Genomic DNA, 1,302 nt, shown 5'->3' with positions numbered 1-1,302 from the left:
GGCGATGAGCTTGTCCACCCGCTCGTCCACGCTGCGGAACGGATCCTTGCACAACACGGTGCGCTGCGCCTGATCGTTGAGCTTCAGATGCACCCAGTCGACGGTGAAGTCACGCCGCTTCTCCTGCGCCCGCCGGATGAACTCCCCGCGCAACCGCGCCCGGGTCGTCTGCGGCGGCACCGACTTGGCCTCGAAGATCTTCAGATCCGAGGCCACCCGCTCCACCGCACCCCGCTTCTGCAGCAGATAGAACAGCCCACGCCGGCGGTGCACATCGTGGTAGGCCAGATCCAGCTGGGCCACCCGGGGACTGGACAGCGGCAGATCGTACTTCTTGCGGTAGCGCTCGATCAGCTGGTATTTGGTCACCCAGTCGATCTCCCGGGAGACCAGGTCTAGATTGCCGGTCTCCACCGCGGTGAGCGTGCGCTCCCACAGCTCCAGCACCCGGTGGCTGATCTCGTCGCCGCCGCGCCGATCCACGAAATCCTTGACTCTGCCCAGGTACTCCTGCTGGATCTCCAGCGAGGAGGCCTCCCGCCCGTTGGCCAGGCGCACCCGGCGGCGCCCGGTCATGTCGTGGGAGACCTCGCGGATGGCCCGGATCGGGTTCTCCAGCGACAGGTCGCGCATCACGGTGCCCGCCTCGATCATGCGCAGCACCAGGTCGGTGGCGCCGACCTTGAGCAGCATCGTGGTCTCGCTCATGTTGGAGTCGCCGACGATGACGTGCAACCGGCGGAAGCGTTCGGCGTCGCCGTGCGGCTCGTCGCGGGTGTTGATGATCGGCCGGGAGCGGGTGGTCGCCGAGGACACGCCCTCCCAGATGTGCTCAGCCCGCTGGGAGACGCAGTAGACCGCTCCGCGCGGGGTCTGCAGCACCTTGCCCGCGCCGCAGATGATCTGCCGGGTGACCAGGAACGGAATCAGCACATCGGCCAGCCGGCCGAACTCCCCGTGCCGTCCGACCAGGTAGTTCTCGTGGCAGCCGTAGGAGTTGCCGGCCGAGTCGGTGTTGTTCTTGAACAGGTAGATGTCGCCGGCGATGCCCTCTTCGCGAAGGCGCTTTTCGGCGTCGACGAGCAGGCCCTCCAGGATGCGCTCGCCGGCCTTGTCGTGGGTGACGAGCTCCACGACGTTGTCGCATTCGGGGGTGGCGTACTCCGGATGGCTGCCGACGTCGAGGTACAGGCGGGCGCCGTTGCGCAGGAAGACGTTGCTCGATCGTCCCCAGGAGACGACCCGGCGGAACAGGTAGCGCGCCACCTCGTCGGGGGACAGCCGTCGCTGTCCTCTGAAGGT

The 1,302-nt window shown here is 67.3% G+C and carries 1 protein-coding gene; it reads right to left on the bottom strand.

Annotated features, from left to right (window positions below; all coding sequences use genetic code 11):
* Positions 1-1,302, bottom strand: a 1,302-nt coding sequence (gene pafA / locus Psi01_RS42870) for a Pup--protein ligase (protein ID WP_204069953.1), incomplete at both ends; no start/stop codon positions are given.

Origin of the sequence: Paraplanobispora siamensis (assembly GCF_016863175.1) — a bacterium.
Classification (GTDB): Bacteria; Actinomycetota; Actinomycetes; order Streptosporangiales; family Streptosporangiaceae; genus Planobispora; species Planobispora siamensis.
Note: the sequence above shows the minus strand (reverse complement) of the source record. Positions and strands in the feature narration are given on the sequence as shown.